This is a genomic window from Ensifer sp. SL37 (assembly GCF_026672675.1).
GTDB lineage: Bacteria > Pseudomonadota > Alphaproteobacteria > Rhizobiales > Rhizobiaceae > Ensifer > Ensifer adhaerens.
Genome location: NZ_JAPPRN010000006.1, coordinates 3,718,534 through 3,737,776 on the forward strand (window position 1 = coordinate 3,718,534; position 19,243 = coordinate 3,737,776).

17 protein-coding genes and 4 tRNA genes are annotated in these 19,243 nt (G+C 61.4%); 12 read left to right on the plus strand and 9 right to left on the minus strand.

What is annotated here, in order from left to right:
• Window positions 1–362 precede the first annotated feature (362 nt).
• Entirely contained in the window at window positions 363–992 is a 630-nt protein-coding gene (locus OVA00_RS30305; protein ID WP_268090214.1) for a DUF1062 domain-containing protein, read from the plus strand.
• Window positions 993–1,057: 65 nt separating this feature from the next.
• Here the strand turns inward: OVA00_RS30305 and OVA00_RS30310 are convergent, their stop codons facing one another.
• From OVA00_RS30310 to OVA00_RS30320, 3 genes are all read right to left on the minus strand, one after another.
• Complete coding sequence (locus OVA00_RS30310) at window positions 1,058–1,711, minus strand: outer membrane protein (protein WP_112976455.1); 654 nt, start codon at window positions 1,709–1,711, stop codon at window positions 1,058–1,060.
• A 163-nt stretch (window positions 1,712–1,874) separates the two neighbouring features.
• A complete protein-coding gene (locus OVA00_RS30315; RefSeq protein ID WP_268090216.1) occupies window positions 1,875–2,360 on the minus strand; it encodes a DUF192 domain-containing protein in 486 nt (161 codons plus the stop codon).
• Window positions 2,360–2,938: a cold-shock protein gene (locus tag OVA00_RS30320; RefSeq protein WP_034790903.1), complete on the minus strand. Its 579-nt coding sequence runs from the start codon at window positions 2,936–2,938 to the stop codon at window positions 2,360–2,362. The genes OVA00_RS30315 and OVA00_RS30320 overlap by 1 nt, the downstream gene beginning before the upstream one ends.
• A 196-nt stretch (window positions 2,939–3,134) precedes the next feature.
• Here OVA00_RS30320 and OVA00_RS30325 point away from each other — a divergent pair, with 196 nt between their 5' ends.
• The 7 genes from OVA00_RS30325 to OVA00_RS30355 all read left to right on the plus strand — a co-directional run bounded on the left by OVA00_RS30325 (window position 3,135) and on the right by OVA00_RS30355 (window position 7,294).
• Window positions 3,135–3,575 carry a VOC family protein gene (locus OVA00_RS30325; protein ID WP_060517024.1) on the plus strand — a complete coding sequence of 147 codons (441 nt, stop codon included), beginning with the start codon at window positions 3,135–3,137 and terminating at the stop codon, window positions 3,573–3,575.
• Window positions 3,576–3,973: 398 nt separating this feature from the next.
• Window positions 3,974–5,317: a D-Ala-D-Ala carboxypeptidase family metallohydrolase gene (locus tag OVA00_RS30330; RefSeq protein WP_268090218.1), complete on the plus strand. Its 1,344-nt coding sequence runs from the start codon at window positions 3,974–3,976 to the stop codon at window positions 5,315–5,317.
• 136 nt (window positions 5,318–5,453) lie between these two features.
• Window positions 5,454–5,528, plus strand: a tRNA-Glu gene (locus tag OVA00_RS30335).
• 200 nt (window positions 5,529–5,728) lie between these two features.
• Window positions 5,729–5,803 (plus strand) — tRNA-Glu (locus tag OVA00_RS30340).
• 199 nt (window positions 5,804–6,002) lie between these two features.
• Window positions 6,003–6,077, plus strand: a tRNA-Glu gene (locus tag OVA00_RS30345).
• Between the two features lie 179 nt (window positions 6,078–6,256).
• Window positions 6,257–6,331, plus strand: a tRNA-Glu gene (locus tag OVA00_RS30350).
• Between the two features lie 75 nt (window positions 6,332–6,406).
• Window positions 6,407–7,294 carry a hypothetical protein gene (locus OVA00_RS30355; protein ID WP_268090219.1) on the plus strand — a complete coding sequence of 296 codons (888 nt, stop codon included), beginning with the start codon at window positions 6,407–6,409 and terminating at the stop codon, window positions 7,292–7,294.
• A 43-nt stretch (window positions 7,295–7,337) separates the two neighbouring features.
• On the opposite strand, the gene recJ is transcribed toward OVA00_RS30355, so the two are convergent.
• The 4 genes from recJ to OVA00_RS30375 form a co-directional block, all read right to left on the minus strand.
• On the minus strand, window positions 7,338–9,140 hold the full coding sequence (gene recJ / locus OVA00_RS30360) for a single-stranded-DNA-specific exonuclease RecJ (RefSeq protein WP_268090220.1): 1,803 nt from the start codon (window positions 9,138–9,140) through the stop codon (window positions 7,338–7,340).
• 233 nt (window positions 9,141–9,373) lie between these two features.
• Entirely contained in the window at window positions 9,374–10,696 is a 1,323-nt protein-coding gene (locus OVA00_RS30365) for a homoserine dehydrogenase (RefSeq protein WP_268090221.1), read from the minus strand.
• Window positions 10,697–10,784: 88 nt separating this feature from the next.
• Entirely contained in the window at window positions 10,785–12,002 is a 1,218-nt protein-coding gene (locus tag OVA00_RS30370) for an LL-diaminopimelate aminotransferase (RefSeq protein WP_034796568.1), read from the minus strand.
• Between the two features lie 126 nt (window positions 12,003–12,128).
• A complete protein-coding gene (locus OVA00_RS30375) occupies window positions 12,129–12,437 on the minus strand; it encodes an SHOCT domain-containing protein (protein ID WP_268090222.1) in 309 nt (102 codons plus the stop codon).
• 109 nt (window positions 12,438–12,546) lie between these two features.
• Here OVA00_RS30375 and phaC point away from each other — a divergent pair, with 109 nt between their 5' ends.
• Genes phaC through radC form a run of 4 tightly spaced genes read left to right on the plus strand, consistent with a single transcriptional unit; the run spans window position 12,547 to window position 16,779 of the window.
• Window positions 12,547–14,385, plus strand: coding sequence for a poly(3-hydroxyalkanoate) polymerase subunit PhaC (gene phaC, locus OVA00_RS30380; protein ID WP_034796579.1), 1,839 nt, complete (start codon window positions 12,547–12,549; stop codon window positions 14,383–14,385).
• 19 nt (window positions 14,386–14,404) lie between these two features.
• On the plus strand, window positions 14,405–15,124 hold the full coding sequence (gene sfsA, locus OVA00_RS30385) for a DNA/RNA nuclease SfsA (RefSeq protein ID WP_268090223.1): 720 nt from the start codon (window positions 14,405–14,407) through the stop codon (window positions 15,122–15,124).
• A gap of 30 nt (window positions 15,125–15,154) precedes the next feature.
• Complete coding sequence (gene map / locus OVA00_RS30390; RefSeq protein ID WP_034796583.1) at window positions 15,155–15,994, plus strand: type I methionyl aminopeptidase; 840 nt, start codon at window positions 15,155–15,157, stop codon at window positions 15,992–15,994.
• Window positions 15,991–16,779: a RadC family protein gene (gene radC, locus OVA00_RS30395; protein ID WP_268090224.1), complete on the plus strand. Its 789-nt coding sequence runs from the start codon at window positions 15,991–15,993 to the stop codon at window positions 16,777–16,779. The genes map and radC overlap by 4 nt, the downstream gene beginning before the upstream one ends.
• Before the next feature lie 84 nt (window positions 16,780–16,863).
• On the opposite strand, the gene OVA00_RS30400 is transcribed toward radC, so the two are convergent.
• Entirely contained in the window at window positions 16,864–18,042 is a 1,179-nt protein-coding gene (locus OVA00_RS30400; RefSeq protein ID WP_268090225.1) for a zinc-binding metallopeptidase family protein, read from the minus strand.
• A 51-nt stretch (window positions 18,043–18,093) separates the two neighbouring features.
• Window positions 18,094–19,083, minus strand: a complete 990-nt coding sequence (locus OVA00_RS30405; RefSeq protein WP_226020709.1) for a magnesium and cobalt transport protein CorA — start codon at window positions 19,081–19,083, stop codon at window positions 18,094–18,096.
• Window positions 19,084–19,243 lie beyond the last annotated feature (160 nt).

Genomic DNA, 19,243 nt, shown 5'->3' on the forward strand with positions numbered 1-19,243 from the left:
CGCCATCGCACGCCACCTTGACGCGAGCCTGTGGCATCGTTGCACTTTTCGCCATCCGCGCAAGCGTGTAGGACGTTCAGGCAGCCACTATTGCGCTGGCTCTCCTGGAGTTTCGCTTTGCCTTTGTAAAATCCGGTCTCGCTAGTTTCACCCCGTACGCCCGATAGCACTCCAGCTGTCGGATAGAATTTTCATGCGTTCGTTGAGGTGGCGGTTCGAGACCGGAATGGCATTGCCGATCTCAAGCCCGACGTAACTTCGTCAGGCGGAACCATCACGTCCAACAACTGCCAGGCCGCGTCCCCGGAACGGGTACTCAAACCGTCGTCTCGATGGACTTCCAATTGGAAGAACCAGACGACATGTCTCATACATTGACGGTCCAGTGGACCATCGAACCCCAATCCGCCCCCCGCCCCTGGCTTGTCTGCAGCCGCTGCGGCGGCCACCGCCCCTTCGTATGCAGCGGCAAGACACGGTTGAACGCCAACGGGCGGCGGCTCGACGCCTGGCTGATCTATCGCTGCGCCGTCTGCGAAGACACCTGGAACCGCCCGATCTTCGAGCGGCGGAATGTCGCCAGCGTCGCCCCGGATGCGCTCGCAGCGCTTCAAAGCAACGATCCTGTCTGGGTCCGCCAGGCGGCGTTCGACATCGAAGGTCTTCGCCAATGCACGGACCGGATCGAGGATTTGGCCGATTCTAACGTGGAACGGCACGTATTGGGTGGGAGTGCGGGTTGCGCACGGCTTGAGATTGTCCTTGTCGTGCGCCAGGCAAGCAGCCTGCGCGTCGACCGCCTGCTATCGGCGGAACTCGCGCTTTCACGCGCCAGACTGAGCAAGCTCGAAACCAAAGGGCGACTCACGCTTCTGCCCGAGTCGCGGAAGGCCCTGCAACGCCCGATCAGAGACGGCAGCCGCATCGTCCTCGATCTTACGGCGGAAGATGACCGGGCCGAGATTGCCCGGCGTGCCCGCGGCGGCCCGTAGTTGAAAGGATACCGCGGAGCGTCCGGCAGCATGCCGGCGCGCTCCGCGATGCCAATGGTTGCTGGTCAGAACTTTACGCCGACACCAACGGTGAACTGGTGCTGGTCGAGATCGACATTGACGCCGCCGAAGTCCTTGTCGCCGTAGTCGTTGTAGCGGTACTCGGCGCGGCCGAAGACGCTGTCGGTGAACGAATAGTCGACACCGGCACCGATCGTCCAACCGTTGAAGGTTTCCTTTTCCTTCGATGCGCCGGGCACATCGACGAAGCCGCGGGTCACCGCCCAGCCGCCGGCGCCATAGAGCAGCGCCTTGTCATTCAACAGGTAGCCGACCCGGCCGCGTATTGCGCCGGAAACGTCGGTACCAACTTCGGTCGAGGTTCCGCCGACGTCGAACGTCTTGTCGTTCCAATTGTAGTTGACGTCACCCTCGATGCCGTAAACCCAGTCGCCCTGCTGAAAGTTGAAACCGGCAAAGGCGCCGAGCAATCCGCCATTGAAGTCTTCTGAAGCGCTGCTGCCGGGCGCACTGAAATCGCCATTGAGCCACCCGCCGCCGCCCTGGAGGCCGACATAGCCGCCGGTCCAGACGAATCCTGGAGATGGCTGCGCGACCGGTGCCGGCGGCTGGCTCAGATCGGCTGCCAAGTCCGCTGCCATCGCTGTTTGCGCAACGGCGCAGGCCGCTATGATTGCAACAAGCACACTCCGGATCATCACGGATGCCTCCTGTTGTCGCCAGAAGAATATTAGCAAGTCGTTAACGCGCAGTCTGCCCGAAAGGCTCCATGAGCTCAACCATGAAACCCGTGGGGTTCAGACACATAATTTAGGAAATGATCGGGCAAGGACAAGGCCGACCGCGAACTGGCCCCGACGTCTACGGCTTCGAAGACGGCATGCGGGCACCTTCCAGCCGGTCTCCGGGCCGGATATTCAGCCGCTTGACCGCGCCGGCATTGAGCTCAAGCACGAAAGCCACCGGTTCTCTCGAATCAATGATCGCTTCCGAAAAAGGCACGGCGTCTTCATGGATCGTGCGCACAACGCCCTTGTTGTCGATAAACAGCATATCGAGCGACAAATGGGTGTTCTTCATCCACATCATCACGCGGCGTGTCTCGCCAAAATCGAACAGCATGCCGTGATCCGGCGCCATGGAGGTACGAAACATCAGGCCCTGCTCACGCTGGGCCGGATCGAGGGCCAGTTCGACCGTCAGTTCGTGCACAGCCTTGTCCGCGGTGACCAGGCGCATCTTGTCCGTTGTGAACTGAACGTCGGCGAAAGACGATACCGTCAGGGCAAGCAACAAAAAAAGCGCCAGGAAGGCGCTTTTTCCGACAAGGTTTCGAGCCGCGACCATCAGTGCGCCCGGCTCGTCGGCGACGGTCCATCCGGATGTATCTCAGCGGCCATCAGGCCCTTTTCGCCATCGCCGAACCGGACGAGCACCACCTGGCCTGGCCGCAGTTCCGTCAGGCCGAAACGCCTGAGCGTTTCCATATGGACGAAGATATCTTCGGTTCCCTCGCCGCGGGTCAGGAAGCCGAAGCCCTTGGTGCGGTTAAACCACTTGACGAGAACGCGCTCAAGGCCGCTGGTCGGCGTTACCTGCACGTGGGTTCGGACCGGCGGCAGCTGCGACGGATGCACCGCCGTGGACTGGTCCATCGATAGGATACGGAACGCCTGGTAACCGCGGTCCCGCTTCTGGATGAGAGCAACGACCCGCGCACCCTCAAGAACCGTCTGGTAGCCGTCGCGGCGCAGGCAGGTCACGTGCACCAGCACATCCTGCATGCCGTTGTCGGGAACGATGAAGCCGAAGCCCTTGGCGACGTCGAACCACTTGATCACGCCGGTGATTTCGATGAGGTCGAGAGCGTCGCTGCCAAAGTCGTCACCATGCATGACGTCTTTTGAAGATGTCCTATCCGCCATTCTCTCCCAGCCCCTCGTTTACGCGCGACTACCGATACGGTTAACTGATTCTTATTGACCAGAATAACATCGTCCCGCCGCGGATACGCAAGACCCTCGGCATATTTTGGCCGAGAACTAATATGGGGACGCAGCCTTGCCTCTGGCTTGCTGACGGACCAGTATACGCCATCTTCTGCAAAACAGGGACATTGCAATGCGCTATCTGCACACGATGGTTCGCGTCAAGAATCTGGACGAGGCCTTGAACTTCTACGGCAAGATTTTCGGCCTGACGGAGATCCGCCGCTACGAAAATGAAAAGGGCCGGTTCACGCTGGTGTTTCTGGCCGCTCCCGGCGACATCGATCGCGCCCGCGGCGAACTCTCTCCCTGCCTCGAGCTCACCTACAACTGGGATACGGAAGATTATACGGGCGGGCGCAACTTCGGGCACCTCGCCTACGAAGTCGACGACATCTACGGTTTCTGCCAGCACCTGATGGAGAACGGCGTGACCATCAACCGGCCGCCGCGCGACGGCCACATGGCGTTCGTGCGCTCTCCCGACGGCATTTCGATCGAGATCCTACAGAAAGGCGAAAACCGGCCGCCGCAGGAACCTTGGGCGTCGATGGCCAATACGGGCGCCTGGTAAGCTCCGCACAATTCTCGCGAACGAAGATGGCCCCGTGCTGTCGGTGAAATCCGGCGGGCATGGCCGAGCCGTCGATCAGCAGCAGCTATGAATGATCCAGGGCCCGGTCTATCCGGGCCTTTGCATGTTGGAAACATGCGGGCTCAAGGTTAGCGCCGGTTTACAAATCGCGTATCGTTGAGTACTTTTTCGCGCGAAACGTTGATGCCGGGTCCTATCCGCGATATCTCGTGGCGGCGACCCCCTTTTGTACTTGGCCTGATCTTTTCCCGTGGCGCTCATTCCGATCGCCGCGAGAAGCATGAGTTTGTTTGTTCTGAGCGATGTTTCGGAACTGAGACTTAATGCATGACAAGGCGAGGCTTCGTCGGTCATGCACGGAGAGCGGGGATAGGACGTTGCAACATCCGGACACGAAGGGCGCGGTGCTCGTCACCATTGCGCGGGCGGCAGCCTTATCCGTATCGCTGCTGGCTTTGAGCGGCTGCATGTCGGCGGTCGGGGAAAACGATGCAGCGACCGCGCTGAAGGCCGAGGGGCAGGCAGCCCCTGTGCAAACCGCCGAATCGGAGGCCACAGTCCAGGATGGACAGGTGGTTGCGCTCGGCAGCAATCCGCAGGCGCAACAGGCAGCCGGCAATGCCACAGTTCCCAACGATGGCGGACAGCCGCAATCGCTGACGATGCAGGGCACCGGCCTGCGCGCCGCCTCCTCAAGCATCTATGGCCAGGCACCTGCCGCACAGGCAACGACGACCGTCCAGCCGCAGACGACGGGAACTGTTCCGCTACCCGCCGGCCAGCCCGGCATGAACGCAACCAACAACAGTCTTTTCAGCGGCACCCAGCGACAGCCGCTGCCGGTAATAGCGCCGCAACAGGGGGCCGCCAACACGGCCAACGACGTCGTGACGGACGCCGCTGTCGCCGCCTATGCTCCCTCTCCCGCGCAGGACGCCACCCTTCCTGTTGCCGTTCCGGTGCCGCTGAGCGCCGAGGCTGCCGCCAGCGGCCAGACCTCTTCGACGCCACAGGCGGTGGCCAATGCCGACGCCACACCAGCAGCGACCGAGGTCGCCGCCGCGCAGCAGGCAGCACCAGAAGCCACGCCAGCAGACGATAACAAGGACACGTCCAAAACCTGGACGCTCGCGGCCCTTTTTGCCGGCAAGCGCAAGGAGAAGCCGCAGCAGGCGGCACTTCGCTCGGCTCCGCCGGCGGAAAAGAAGACGATTACCACCAGCAATGCGAGCCAGCCGCAAACGGCCTCCCTCGCCTACACGCTTCCGGGCGTCAAACTGAACTCGCTCTACAACTACGAGCACGAAGAGCACCTCGGCGATGACGACGACGGCGCACCGGTTCAGGTCGCCTCGCTCTCGGGGCTCGCTCGACTGGCGCCGAGCGGGCTCATTCTGCAGACCGAGAAAGTCGATGCCGGCTGTTTCAAGCCCGAGCTCATGCAGATGCTGAAGAAGGTGGAAACGCATTACGGCAAGCAGGTCATGGTGACCTCGGGCCTCAGGCCGATCAAGGTCAACCGCGCCAAGCAATCGCTGCATACACGCTGCGAGGCGGCTGACATTCAGGTTCAGGGCGTCAGCAAGTGGGATCTCGCCGAATTCCTGCGTAGCGTCCCCGGCCGCGGCGGCGTCGGCACCTATTGCCACACGGAGTCGGTCCATATCGATATCGGCGCACAGCGGGACTGGAACTGGCGCTGCCGGCGCGCCAAGGGCTGAAGGCAAGCATTTGTTTCCATGGAGGATTCGACGAGAACCCTCCATTGCTTCCGGCCTGTGGAATTTTTACAGAAATATGAAAATTGCCGCTTGCGGTTCTGAAATCCTCTGGCTATAAGGCGCCCACACAGCGAGTGCGCCCTTCGTCTATCGGTTAGGACACCAGATTTTCATTCTGGGAAGAGGGGTTCGACTCCCCTAGGGCGTGCCACTGTGTTGATCTCCTTCTCCCGAAAAATCGACGTTTTCAGCATCTGAAGCAGCAACTCCGCTGCGTCGTACGCATCTCCGATTCCAGCTCTTTGACCGCCGAATTTTTCTCACCGATTTTAACAGGGAAAGCACAAAAAAACTGAGATTGGCGCTTGCGGTATCCAGAGTCGCTGGCTATAAGGCGCCCACACAGCGAGTGCGCCCTTCGTCTATCGGTTAGGACACCAGATTTTCATTCTGGGAAGAGGGGTTCGACTCCCCTAGGGCGTGCCACTGTGTTGATCTTCTCCCCAAATGAAAATCGATTTTCTGTTGTTGGAACAGCGATTTACCGCGCGTTTCGACACCTAAATTTCCGCCTCGTGCCGCCATGAATCTTTCCTGGTATTTTGAACAGGAAAATCACAACATTCCTGAGATTGGCGCTTGCTCTATTCAGAGTCGCTGGCTATAAGGCGCCCACACAGCGAGTGCGCCCTTCGTCTATCGGTTAGGACACCAGATTTTCATTCTGGGAAGAGGGGTTCGACTCCCCTAGGGCGTGCCACTGTGTTGATCTTCTCCCCGACATTACAAGCTTTATCAACACGGCCAGTTCAGGCACGTGACCGAACGGTCCGGTTTCAAACGCCCTGCCCGGCGTCAGAGAAAGCCTATCGTCGATTTCGCGGAAAAGGCTTAGTATGCGGCATGCGCCGCAATTGTCAGCGCGAAGCGAGCTTAAAGGCGCCCATCGTCTAGCGGTCAGGACGCCGCCCTCTCACGGCGGTAACACGGGTTCGAGTCCCGTTGGGCGTGCCAATGCCGGCTCGGAAAATTCTCCCGATGGCGGCAAACGCGTGGACAGCTACGCTTGCACCTAGTCCCGAGTGTCATTTGACCGGCAACCGCGGATTTGTAGGGTCCTGCAGCGCCCTAACCACCCCGAGTCGGTCACAATTCGGCGACGGCACCAACAATCTTTCGAAACAGGGGAATCTATTTTTGTTTCGCGTCATTGCTGCGGGGCTCGCCGCAATCACAATTTCGTCCTATCCCGGATCGCCTGCGGCCGCTCGTTCCAACGTGATTTCTGGCGAGCAGACGCTGACGCCTGCAGACTTGGTACCGAGTCCGGTGTTCAAGCTGGGGATGCCAATTGAAGAGTTAGAAACGTTGCTCGCGCGGGATTTCAAAGACTGGGAACGCTCCGAAACGACGCGAAGCCTGAACAATCGCAAAGACCCGAAGCTCCCAGCTTATGCCAAAGCACCCTATCTGCAGCGCATACACATTACCCGACTGGACCAGCAGCAGGGTTTCCGTCGTACCTACTCGCTCACACTGAATTCACCACTCAGCGGCAGTCGCCTCTACTCCGTGGTTTACAATGTTGAAGCCTTGCGACCGTTCAATGATCTCGGATCTTTGAGCGCTGTGGCTCAGTACCTAAGTGCCATGTGGGGCAGCGCCCATCGCGGCTCGCACAAGGGAGAGTTCGCACGCCTCAGCTATCTCTTCGATCGACAAGGAGAACTTGTCCGCGACGGCGGTGCAAGTTGCGCCCCCCTTTATCCTGCCCTTGTCAGGCTGGACGAAAAGACGCCCGACGAGGTCGAAAGAGTTATCGCGATGATCGACTCAACGAACTGTGGCGGCAACAAGAGCGTGCATTTTCGCCTGCAAGCCGATGGCGACACCATCGTCGAAACGACGTTCTTCAACACCATCCTCGCTGTGAATCCTCGAGATGTTTTGAAGCGTGTGCGGTACGGTCAGCCATAACACGGCCCAGCGAAATATCTGTCAGCACACTTCGCGACGGGTGCTACAGCGCCTTTGCCGCGTCCGTGACGCGCAGCTGTACCCGTCGCTGGCCCTGCCACAGATCGGCGGACACCGATCCCGCGACGTGGATGGATGTTCCGCGGCTCGACAGCAGGAAGTCGCCGAGCGGTGTCTCGGTCGCCCGGAAAGCAATACCGTCAAGGCGGCTGCCGTCCTGCCCCTCCAGCGTCACCTTGATGTGGTTGGCGCCGACCTGCCTGCTGTCGCGCAGGCGATGCTGCGGGAAGGCGAAGACCGGTTGCGGGTGGGCCGAGCCGTAGGGGCCGGCCTGCTCCAGGAGATCGATGAGTTCCAGGGTCGCGCCAGAGGCTGCAAGCGCGCCGTCGACCTTGAGCGTCTGAATGGCGACGAGTTCGCGCACCGCCGCTTCCGCGCGTCCCTCGAAAAACTGCCTGAGCTTGCCGAGTTTCGCGCGCTCGACGGTGAGACCGGCAGCCATGGCATGGCCACCGCCCTTTACCAGCAGGCCACCATCGACGGCGGCCCGAACCATCTTGCCCATGTCGAAGCCGTTGATCGAGCGGCCGGAGCCGGTGCCGCGGCCGTTCGGGTCGAAGGCGATGGCAAAAGTCGGTCGGCGGAATTTTTCCTTGATGCGGGCGGCGAGCAGTCCGACGATGCCCGGGTGCCAGTTTTCGCGCGCGGTAACGATCACCGAAGCGCCCTCGCCCGTGCCGTATTCGGCCAGAACCTCAGCCTCCGCCTCGGCCAGCATGATGGCTTCCATCGCCTGCCGCTCGCGATTGAGCTCATCGAGCTGCGCGGCGATCTTCTCCGCCTCGGCCGCATCCTCCATCGCCAGCAAGCGGCTGCCGAGCGCAGCATCGCCAATGCGTCCGCCGGCATTGATTCTCGGGCCGACGAGAAAGCCCAGGTGATAGGGCGTGACCGGGCCGCCGATCGCAGCTTTCCGCAGCAGTGCCGAAAGCCCGACATTGCCCATGTGACGCGCCGCGATCAGTCCCTTGACGACATAGGCGCGGTTGAGCCCTTTGAGCGGCACCACGTCACAGACCGTCGCCAGAGCCACCAGATCGAGCTGGGACAGCAGGTCGAACGAAGAAACGCGGCTGTCGCCGGCGTTGCGCAAAACGCGCAAGGTATTGACGAGAACCAGATAAACGACACCGGAAGCACAAAGATGCCCCTGCCCCGAAAGATCGTCCTCCCGATTGGGATTGACGAGCGCATGGCAGGGCGGCAGCGCCGAGCCGACCTGATGGTGGTCGATGACGACGACATCGACGCCGCGTTTATCGGCAACGGCGAGCGCCTCATGGCTGGTCGAGCCGCAGTCGACGGTGACGATGAGATCGGCGCCCTTGTCGATCAGCTGCTCGATTGCCGTCGGGTTCGGGCCATAGCCCTCGAAGATCCGATCGGGAATGTAGATTTCCGCGTCGACGCCGAAATGGCGCAGGAAACGCGCCATCAACGCCGAAGACGCGGCACCGTCGACGTCATAGTCACCGAAGATCACCGTCTTTTCACGGCGCTTGATGGCGGCCGCCAGACGCTCCGCAGCCTTGCGGCAATCGGTAAGCGTGTCCGGGTCCGGCATCAGCGAGCGAAGCGTCGGATCAAGAAAACTTGCGGCATCGTCGAGCACGACGCCTCGGCCGGCAAGGACGCGACCGAGGAGGTCGGAGTAGCCATGGACCTGACTGATGGCGAGCGCCCGGTTCTGGCCCGCCTGGTCGAGACGCGACACCCATCGCTGGCCGCTGACCGACCGCTCGACATTCAGAAAGGCCCGTTGTACCGGATCCACCAATTCTTCCATGCTTGTCCATCCGCTTGGCGCTTCGTTCCTCTTAGCGCATAACCCTGGAAATCGTGACCGTTTTTGGAACGGCATACACAGAGATCCACGTTTCGTAGGGGGTTGGGCCGCCGCAGGCGCCCAATTCCCAAAAAAGAAGCCTCGCCGGCTTGCTTGCGCGGCGAGGCTTCTAATTTGTTGGCCACAAACGGCACTGCGCACCGTCATGCCGAACGGCCCGAGGTCCTTCGCCGTCAGTTTGCCTTCGGGCGTTCGATGCGAATGACCTGCGGCTCGCCGACGAGGTAGCCCTCGCCCTTGATCGCCTTGATCGCATCGCGAACGGAGTGCTCCGATGTCGCGTGCGTGACCAAGATGATCGTCTGCGGCTCGCCCGTGTCCATCAGATGCTTGGAATGCTGCATGATCGATTCCAGCGAAATGCCGTTGTCGGCCATGCGGGTCGCGATGCTGGCGAAGACGCCGGTGCGGTCAACGACCTTCAGGCGGATGAAGTAGCCGCCCTCGTGGCTCTGGATCCGCGCGCGCTTATAGGGCAGCAGCGCATTGGTCGGACGGCCGAAGGCCGGAACGTGCTGGGCGCCCGGGCGGCTCTTGGCAATGTCGGCGATATCGCCGAGCACGGCCGACGCCGTCGCGTTGCCGCCGGCGCCCGGGCCGACCATCAGTAGCTCGCCGAGAATGTCGGATTCGATCGCAACGGCATTGGTCACGCCATCGACCTGGGCGATGACGGAATCGTAAGGCACCATCGTTGGGTGAACGCGCTGCTCGATGCCGCTTTCGGTGCGCTGGGCGACACCGAGGAGCTTGATGCGGTAACCGAGATCGGCGGCTGCATGAATGTCGTCGATCGAGATATTGGTGATGCCTTCGAGGTAGATGTCGTCGGCAGCGATCGCCGTACCGAATGCAAGGCTCGTCAGGATCGACAACTTGTGCGCCGTGTCGTTGCCCTCGATGTCGAAGGCCGGGTCGGCTTCGGCATAGCCGAGGCGCTGCGCCTCCTTGAGGCAGGCTTCGAAGGAAAGCTGTTCCTTCTCCATCTTCGTCAGGATGTAGTTGCAGGTGCCGTTCATGATCCCATAGACGCGCGAGATCGTATTGCCGGTCATGGATTCGCGCAGCGCCTTGATGACGGGGATACCGCCGGCAACAGCCGCTTCGTAGTTGAGCAGCGCGCCCTTCTCCTCGGCGATCTTGGCAAGTTCGATGCCATGGGCAGCCAGCAGCGCCTTGTTGGCGGTCACCACATGAATGCCGCGCTGCAGCGCCGCCTTGACGGCCGAATAGGCCGGATCGCCGGCACCGCCCATCAGTTCGACGAAAACGTCGATATCGGCGTCACGCGCAAGCGAAATGGCATCGTCGAACCAGGCGGTCTTCGAAAGATCGACGCCGCGGTCCCTGTTGCGGTCGCGCGCTGTTACGGCCGTGGTCTCGATTGCCCGTCCGCACGTTGTCGCAAGCATCTCGTGACGATCCTGGAGGATTCGCACGAGCGAGGCACCGACGGTACCCAAGCCCGCAATGCCGATTTTGAGGGCATCTGCCATAGCCATTTCCTAACATGTAGAGGGCGATCCGCGAGAACTGCGGTGCCGGTGTGGAAGGAGGCGCGCGTCAAGCCCGCCTCCCGACTTCTTACCTGTGAGCGTTGAGCGAGATGACGTTGTGCATCGTCTCGTCGGCGGTCGACAGGAATTTCTTGATGTTGCGCGCAGCCTGGCGGATGCGGTGCTCGTTCTCGACGAGAGCGAGGCGCACATAGTCGTCACCCTGCTCGCCGAAGCCGATGCCCGGAGCGACCGCGACATCCGCCTTCTCGACGAGGAGCTTCGAGAATTCGAGAGAGCCCAGATGACGGAACTTCTCCGGGATCTTTGCCCAGGCAAACATCGTCGCTGCCGGCGGCGGCACTTCGAAGCCGGCCTTGCCGAAGCTGTCGACCATGACGTCGCGGCGGCGCTTGTAGATGTTGCGCACTTCGGCGATGTCGCTGCCGTCACCGTTCAGCGCTTGGGTGGCGGCCACCTGGATCGGCGTGAAGGCACCGTAATCGAGGTAGGATTTCACGCGTGTCAGTGCTGCGATCAGCCGCTCGTTGCCGACGGCAAAGCCCATGCGCCAGCCCGGCATCGAGAAGGTCTTCGACATCGAGGTGAACTCGACCGTGCAGTCGATCGCGCCCGGAACTTCCAGCACCGACGGCGGCGGCGCATCGTTGAAGTAGATCTCCGAATAGGCAAGGTCCGAAAGCACGATGATGTCGTGCTTTTTCGCAAACGCGATCACGTCCTTATAGAAGTCGAGCGTCGCAACCTGCGCCGTCGGGTTCGACGGATAGTTGAGGATCAGCGCCAGTGGCTTGGGGATTGAATGGCGAACGGCGCGTTCCAGCGGCCCGAAGAAGGTTTCGTCCGGCTCGACCGAGATCGAGCGGATGACGCCGCCGGCCATCAGGAAGCCGAAGGCGTGGATCGGATAGGTGGGGTTCGGGCACAGAATGACGTCGCCAGGTGCGGTGATCGCCTGCGCCATGTTGGCGAAGCCTTCCTTGGAGCCAAGGGTAGCGACGACCTGGGTATCCGGGTTGAGCTTGACGCCGAAGCGGCGGGCGTAATAGGCGGCCTGGGCACGACGCAGCCCGGGAATGCCCTTCGACGACGAATAACGATGCGTGCGCGGGTCCTGAACGGCCTCGCAGAGCTTGTCGACAATCGACTGTGGTGTGGGTAGATCCGGATTGCCCATGCCGAGGTCGATGATGTCAGCACCGGCCGCTCGCGCGCTTGCTTTCAAACGGTTGACCTGTTCGAAAACATAGGGCGGCAAACGCCGGACTTTGTGAAACTCTTCCATCTCCAAACCTCGTTTGGCGCACGCTCCCGCCAGCGGCTCAAGCCTTTGCGAAACCGTGCGCTGTGGTGAACGGCCGTCCATGCGGCCATTGAACGCTTTGCGTCCAAATCACCGGAAAGGCAAGCGCTAATTCTGGATCTCTTTCAGCGTGTCGGCGCCGTGCTGTTCGGCCAGCGCGCGCATTTCTTTCAGGCGACGCTGATACTCGGCTTCGGAGATCGCGCCGGACTTGCGTGCAGCGCCGAGAGAGCTCAGGCGCGCCTGCATGCTTGCCGCTTCATCGTTGGTCATCTGCGTCGTTGCGGCCGGCTTCTGGCCGTAAACCGACGGATAGTTCTCGAAGTTGGTCCCCTGGCTGTTGCAGCCTGCAAGCGTGCCTAGCAGAACGATCCCGGCAACCCGGGTGATGGAACGCTGTTTTCCGACGGCAAGCATACTGGAGACGACCTCTATTTTGATGGCGCGACGATGCGCTAGCCCTTGTAATCATTTTCGGGCAGAATGTAAAAATACAAAACAAACAAGATGCTGTGGAGGACGCCGGGTGACAGCAGAGAGGAATGCGGAAGGCAAGGACGGCTACGCAGGCTTCGATCCCAAATCCGTCGAACCTTATATCGTCAAGGATCCGGAAAGCCTCGCAGTCAACCTCGCCCGCGCCATGGAACAGCTTGGCAAAGCGGCTTCCGCCTGGCTGGCGCCGCGGGAATCGGGCCAGAAGTCCGATACCTTCGCTGAACCCGTCACCGACATGGTCAAGACGCTGTCCAAGGTCTCGGAGTACTGGCTTTCCGATCCACGCCGCACGCTCGAAGCGCAGACTCACCTGATGGGCAGCTTCTTCGAGATCTGGTCGCGCACGCTGCACCGGATGTCCGGCGAAGAGACGGCGGAGCCGGCCGCCCTCCAGCGCAACGACAAGAGATTTACTGACGAGGACTGGGTAAAGAACCCGTTCTTCGACTTCATTCGCCAGGCCTATTTCGTAACGTCGGACTGGGCCGAGCGCATGGTCGAAGACGCCGAGGGGCTCGACGACCACACGAAACACAAGGCTGCTTTCTACGTTCGCCAGGTTTCGAGCGCGCTGTCTCCGACCAACTTCGTCACCACCAATCCGCAGCTCTACCGCGAGACGGTTGCCTCAAGCGGCGCCAATCTGGTCAAGGGCATGCAGATGTTTGCCGAGGACATCGCCGCCGGCCGCGGCGACCTCAAGCTCCGGCAGACGGACACCAGCAAGTTTGCAATCGGCGAGAATATTGCGATGACGCCGGGCAAGGTCATTGCCCAGAGCGACGTCTGCCAGGTGCTGCAATATGAGGCGACGACGGAAACCGTGCTGAAGCGGCCGTTGCTGATCTGCCCGCCCTGGATCAACAAATTCTACGTGCTCGATCTCAACCCGCAGAAATCCTTCATCAAATGGGCGGTCGATCAGGGACACACGGTCTTCGTCATCTCCTGGGTGAACCCGGACGAACGGCACGCGACCAAGGACTGGGAAGCCTATGCCCGCGAAGGCATCGGCTTTGCGCTCGATATCGTCGAGCAGGCCACCGGTGAGCGGGAAGTCAACGCCATCGGCTATTGCGTCGGCGGCACCCTGCTTGCCGCGACGCTCGCATTGCATGCGGCCGAGGGCGACGATCGCATCCGCTCGGCGACACTGTTCACGACGCAGGTCGATTTCACTCACGCTGGCGACCTCAAGGTCTTCGTCGACGAGGACCAGATAAGCCAGATCGAACAGAACATGAGCGTGACCGGCTATCTCGACGGCTCGAAGATGGCGACCGCCTTCAACATGCTGCGCGCCTCGGAGCTGATCTGGCCCTACTTCGTCAACAACTACCTCAAGGGCCAGGAACCCCTGCCCTTCGACCTGCTCTACTGGAACTCCGATTCGACGCGGATGCCGGCCGCCAACCATTCCTTCTATCTGCGCAACTGCTACCTCGATAACAAGCTTTCGAAGGGCGAGATGGTTCTTGCCGGCAAGCAGGTATCGCTCGGCGACGTGAAGATCCCGATCTACAATCTCGCGACCAAGGAAGACCACATCGCCCCGCCGCGCTCTGTATTTCTCGGCAGCGCTTCGTTCGGCGGCAAGGTCACCTATGTTCTCTCGGGTTCGGGCCACATTGCCGGCGTCGTCAATCCGCCGGACAAGGGCAAGTATCAGTTCTGGACCGGAGGCGCGCCCACGGGTGACTTCGACGATTGGTTCAAGGCCGCCAAGGAAACACCGGGATCCTGGTGGCCGCATTGGCACCAATGGATCGAGAAACTCGACAAGCGACGCGTTGCGCCCCGCAAGCCGGGCGGTCCGCTGAACTCGCTCGAGGAAGCGCCGGGCTCCTACGTACGCGCCCGCGCCTGAATCATTCGCAGGACCTGCCTTGATCTTCGATCCTCCGCTGACGACCGCGACCCTTGTGCAGCGCTACAAGCGCTTTCTCTTCGATGCCCTGTTACCTGATGGCACGGCCATGACCGGATCCTGCCCCAACACGGGATCGATGCGCGGGCTGACGACACCCGGTTCACGCATCTGGATGTCGGAACACGACAGCCCGACGCGGAAGTACCGCCAGATGCTGGAAATCGTTGAAGCCGACGGAACGATGGTCGGCATCAATACCGGCCTGCCCAACCGGCTTGCGGAAGAAGCCATCCGGCTGGGGCTCGTTTCCGACCTGCATACCTATGAGCATAGTGCACGCGAGCAGAAATACGGACGCAACTCGCGCATCGACATTCTCCTCAGCGATCCCGAGCGCGGCCGTGCCTATGTCGAGGTCAAGAACGTGCATTTCAGCCGCTCGCCTGGTCTTTCCGAATTTCCTGACAGTCCGACAACGCGGGGGGCGAAACATCTCGACGAACTCGGTGATATGGTGGAGGCCGGTCACCGCGCGGTGATGATGTATCTCGTGCAGCGCGACGATTGTGACCGGTTGAGGATCTGCCGCGAGTTCGATCCCGCCTACGCGCGCGCATTCGACCGCGCGATGTCACGTGGGGTTGAGGCCTATGCGGTCAAATGTCAGGTTTCGCCAACGCAAATCCGCCCGACCGGATTGATGACAGTGGACGAAGCGGCCCTCGCTGCTCTATGAAATCCGACTGGAACAACTGAAAGCTTTGGAATGGTGACTTACATCGAGGCAGGGTCTGCGCCCTACAAGAACACCGGCGTAATCCGGCTCTATGGACCGGAAGGTTTCGAGGGCATGCGAAAGGCCTGCCAGGTGACTGCGCGTTGTCTGGACGAGCTCGTCTCGCGGGTACAGCCGGGCGTCACCACCGACGAGATCGACCGGTTCGTCTTCGAGTTCGGCATGGACAATGGCGCGCTGCCGGCGACGCTCAACTATCGCGGCTACACGAAATCGTCCTGCACCTCGATCAACCACGTCGTCTGCCACGGCATCCCGAACGACAAGCCGCTGCGCGAGGGCGATATCGTCAACATCGACGTCACCTACGTCGTCGATGGCTGGCATGGCGACTCGAGCCGGATGTATCCGGTCGGCGAGATCAAGCGTGCGGCCGAGCGACTGCTCGACGTCACCCACGAGAGCCTGATGCGCGGCATTGCCGCCGTGCGCCCCGGCGCCCGCACCGGCGCCATCGGTGAAGCGATCCAGGTCTATGCCGAAGCGGAGCGCTGCTCCGTCGTGCGCGATTTCTGCGGCCACGGCGTCGGCAAGCTCTTCCACGACGCGCCGAACATCCTGCACTACGGCCGCGCCAATGAAGGCCCGGAACTGCGCGAGGGCATGATCTTCACCATCGAGCCGATGATCAATCTCGGCCGCCCGCATGTGAAGGTGCTCTCGGACGGCTGGACCGCCGTGACCCGCGACCGGTCGCTGTCGGCGCAATACGAGCACACGGTCGGCGTCACCGCCGATGGCTGCGAGATCTTCACGCTTTCGCCCGCCGGCCTGTTCAAGCCCGGCGTCAGCACGCTCGGCGCCGCATGACGAAACGCTCGATCTCCCCTGACGGCGATTTTGTGCCATCGGCGGACGAGAGGACGTTTTTTCCGCAATTGCAGTTAGATAACTCGCCGGCCGCCAAGAAGGCGCCGGCACCCGAGGCGCACTATCACGGTCATCGCGATCGCCTCAGGGCGCGCTACCGCGAAAGCGGCGATGCCGCACTCGCCGACTACGAAATCCTGGAAATGTTGCTGTTTCGGCTGATCCCACGCAAGGATACCAAGCCGATCGCCAAGGCCCTGCTCGCGCGCTTCGGCACGCTCGCCGGTGTCTTCGGCGCCCCGATCGCGCTGTTGCAGGAGGTGAGCGGTATCGGCGAGGCCGTCGCCCTCGACCTCAAGTTGATCTCCACAATTGGTCACCGCACGCTGAAGAGCGAACTTCGCCAGAAGCAGCTTCTCTCGTCCTGGAGCGCCGTCATCGACTATTGCCACGCGGCGATGGCCTACGAGACGAAGGAACAGTTCCGCATCCTGTTCCTCGACAAGCGCAACACGCTGATTGCCGACGAGGTGCAGCAGAAAGGTACGATCGACCACACGCCGGTCTACCCGCGTGAAGTGGTCAAGCGCGCGCTGGAACTCTCGGCCACCGCGATCATCCTGGTGCACAACCATCCATCCGGCGATCCGACCCCGTCGCGCGCCGATATCGACATGACGAAGCTGATCGTCGAGACGGCCAAGCCTCTCGGCATTGCCGTGCACGATCACATCATCATCGGCAAGGACGGCCACGTGAGCCTGAAAGGGCTGCAGCTGTTCTGAGCGCACTGGCACCCAGCCGTTTCGCGCGGCGGAGGTAGCAGCCCGGTGGTGACGCCGCCCGGCCGCAAACAGTGGCGAAGGCGTTTACCCCAAAAAGCCGGCTTCGACAGACTCCGTCCCCGCCGAGCGTGAAGCCTCGATGACCATATGCACGAACTGCAGTTTCGCCACTGACGGTTTCGACATTACGAAGGGGTAGAAGTCCGGCTGGCCCATGCTGCGCGCCAGTTCGTTAAGCACCATCGTCATTTCGATCCAGGAGTTCAACAGCGACAGAAACCCGTCGGCGCCGGTGTCGTCGGGCGCATACAAGGCGTCGCGCTCGAATGGCTCGACAATCGCTTCAAGATCCTCTGCATCGAGCCCAAAGCCGAGTGCCGTGCCCAGGCTATCGATCATATGCAGGTAATGCGCCCAAGTTTCGGCCCAGTCTTCCCAGGGATGTGTGGAAGCATAGGAACTGATGTACCGATCGGCCCAGTCTGGGGGTGCGCCATTCTCATAGTTCGCCTTCAATGCCGCCGCGTAATCGGCGCGCTCATCGCCGAACAGCGTGCGAAACGGCTCCAGCCAGGGTCCGTTGAAAACGAGCCGGTTCCAGTAGTAGTGACCGACCTCATGTCGAAGATGGCCCAGCAGCGTCCGATAGGGCTCGTAGAATTCGAGCCGCATCTTCTCGCGCTGGACCGAATCCGCCTCCTCGATGTTGACCGTAATCAAACCGTCGGCATGCCCGGTCAGCACGCGCGGCCCGTTCGGTGGCGAACGCAGGAAATCGAACATCAGACCGTGTTTCTCGTCCTCGTCGACCTTGGACTTCACGGGCAAGCCGAGTGCCAGCAACTGCGACACGAGCCGCCGCTTCGCCACCTCAAGCAGACCCCAGTAACGGGCATTGTCCTCGCGATCGAGATTCGGAATTGTGCGGTTCAGCCGGCAGGCGATGCAAAGTTCCCCCGGTTCGCTGGCCATCAGCATCCAGTTGCACTGCGCCGGCGTGTCACGGTTGCCGCAATACTTTAGCAACGGCCGTTCCCCGCCTGCGGCCCAGATACCTGGCTGTGGGCCGGGGTCGAGCGGCAGCAGCGCATCTTCACCTGGCAGATATCCGAGCGGCGCCTGGCAGCTGTTACAAAACATGTTGCCGAAAAACACGTGACTGCCACAGCGACACACAAAGGTGCGCGAGTACCGCTTGGGTACGTCGCGGTGTTTCCAGTTCGTACCGATCAGGTCGCCGAGCGTTTGCAGAAGGGTTGCCACCACATCCTCCGAGTTCGGGAATTGGTAAGGTCTGCCGGTCAGTGCTCCGGCCTAAAGCCATTTCGCGCGGCGGAAGAACCGGTAGAGCGTGCCGCAAAGACCGATGATCACTGCCAGGACGACGAAGTAGCCGTAGCGGAACTTCAGTTCCGGCATGTCGTCGAAGTTCATGCCGTAAATGCCGGCGATCGCCGTTGGCACCGCGAGGATCGCGGCCCAGGACGCGAGCTTGCGCGAGATTTCCGTCTGCTCGGATTGACCGACCATCAGGCTCGCCTCGAAGGTAAAGGCAAGAACCTCACGCAAAGCGTCGATATCCTCCTGAACGCGGCGCACGTGGTCCGTAACGTCGCGGAAGAGCGGCTGCAGTGCTGCATCCATGCCCGGTAGATCGATGTGCTCATGCCGTCGGCAGACGTCGACCAGCGGCACGACCGCGTTTCGCAGGCGCAAGAGATTGCGCCGCAGCAGATAGAGGCGTTCGATGTCGCCCTTGACCAGCCGCTCGCGCAGCAGCCGGTCTTCCAGTTCCTCGACCTCTTCGTGGATCGCCTCGATCACCGGCATGTAGTTGTCGACGATGAAATCGAGGATCGAATAGAGGATGTAGTTTTCGCCGTGGGCCAAGGCTGCAGGAGATGCTTCGCAGCGTTGGCGCACGGCCATGTAGGAGGTCGACGCGCCGTGCCGGACCGAGATGACGTAACCGCGCCCAACGAACAGATGCGTCTCGCCGAAGGCGATCTCGTCGCCAACCATATGCGCGGTGCGGGCGACGACGAAGATCGAGTCGCCATAGATCTCCAGTTTCGGCCGCTGGTGCGCCTTGCAGGCATCCTCGATCGCCAGGTCATGCAGATCGAATTCCTGCTGGATCTGCCGCAACAGTTCCGCATCGGGCTCATGCAGGCCGATCCAGATCACTGTGCCCGGGCGGTCGCGCCACTTGCCTGCGTCTTCGATGCGGATATCGCGGACGCGCACGCCGTTCTCGTAGACCGCGGCCGCTACGACGCCCGGCTGCGGCTGCGAATGCGGCATGACGCCCTCAGCGCCAGACTGTGGCAAAGCCCTGTTCGTCAGCTCCAATCCCATCGTCAGCCTCCCAGGCAAATACGACACCGACGGGCTCCGCATGTCGTAACGAAGCCAAGCATACGCGCACTCCCTTATATATTCTCATCCGACTGTTTCGGCTATG

Coding starts and splice junctions, on each gene's coding strand:
- OVA00_RS30310 (WP_112976455.1), bottom strand. CDS start 1,711: ATGATCCGGAGTGTGCTTGTTGCAATCATAGCGGCCTGCGCCGTTGCG.
- OVA00_RS30315 (WP_268090216.1), bottom strand. CDS start 2,360: ATGGTCGCGGCTCGAAACCTTGTCGGAAAAAGCGCCTTCCTGGCGCTT.
- recJ (WP_268090220.1), bottom strand. CDS start 9,140: ATGGAAGAATTGGTGGATCCGGTACAACGGGCCTTTCTGAATGTCGAG.
- OVA00_RS30370 (WP_034796568.1), bottom strand. CDS start 12,002: ATGGAAGAGTTTCACAAAGTCCGGCGTTTGCCGCCCTATGTTTTCGAA.
- radC (WP_268090224.1), top strand. CDS start 15,991: ATGACGAAACGCTCGATCTCCCCTGACGGCGATTTTGTGCCATCGGCG.
- OVA00_RS30305 (WP_268090214.1), top strand. CDS start 363: ATGTCTCATACATTGACGGTCCAGTGGACCATCGAACCCCAATCCGCC.
- map (WP_034796583.1), top strand. CDS start 15,155: ATGGTGACTTACATCGAGGCAGGGTCTGCGCCCTACAAGAACACCGGC.
- OVA00_RS30320 (WP_034790903.1), bottom strand. CDS start 2,938: ATGGCGGATAGGACATCTTCAAAAGACGTCATGCATGGTGACGACTTT.
- OVA00_RS30325 (WP_060517024.1), top strand. CDS start 3,135: ATGCGCTATCTGCACACGATGGTTCGCGTCAAGAATCTGGACGAGGCC.
- OVA00_RS30405 (WP_226020709.1), bottom strand. CDS start 19,083: ATGCCGCATTCGCAGCCGCAGCCGGGCGTCGTAGCGGCCGCGGTCTAC.
- OVA00_RS30375 (WP_268090222.1), bottom strand. CDS start 12,437: ATGCTTGCCGTCGGAAAACAGCGTTCCATCACCCGGGTTGCCGGGATC.
- OVA00_RS30365 (WP_268090221.1), bottom strand. CDS start 10,696: ATGGCAGATGCCCTCAAAATCGGCATTGCGGGCTTGGGTACCGTCGGT.